Genomic DNA, 331 nt, shown 5'->3' on the forward strand with positions numbered 1-331 from the left:
CTCTGGTCAACATGATCGATATTCCCGACAATGATGTTGCCAAATACAAGGAGATGTTGATCGATTGGATTCGAACACTGGAGGCGACCCATCGCATCCTTTCTCGTCATGCCAACCTGTCAGGGATGCTCCATGAACTCGTGGACCGGGAATTGCAGCCCTTCAAGGAGACACGCGACATTACGATCAGTGGACCTTCCCTCACTGTGCCAAGCGGCGCCGCCGAGGGCTTGGCGATGATCCTTCACGAGTTGACGACAAACTCGGTGAAACATGGTGCGCTGGGTGACCCGAATGGCAAGGTCGAAGTTAAGTGGCGATTTGCATCCGA

At 53.8% G+C, this 331-nt stretch carries 1 protein-coding gene; it reads left to right on the forward strand.

The window, feature by feature from the left end:
• Nucleotides 1-331, forward strand: a 331-nt coding sequence (locus X735_RS0135755; protein ID WP_031214111.1) for a sensor histidine kinase, incomplete at both ends; no start/stop codon positions are given.

Origin of the sequence: Mesorhizobium sp. L2C084A000, assembly GCF_000502875.1 — a bacterium.
Taxonomy (GTDB): Bacteria; Pseudomonadota; Alphaproteobacteria; order Rhizobiales; family Rhizobiaceae; genus Mesorhizobium.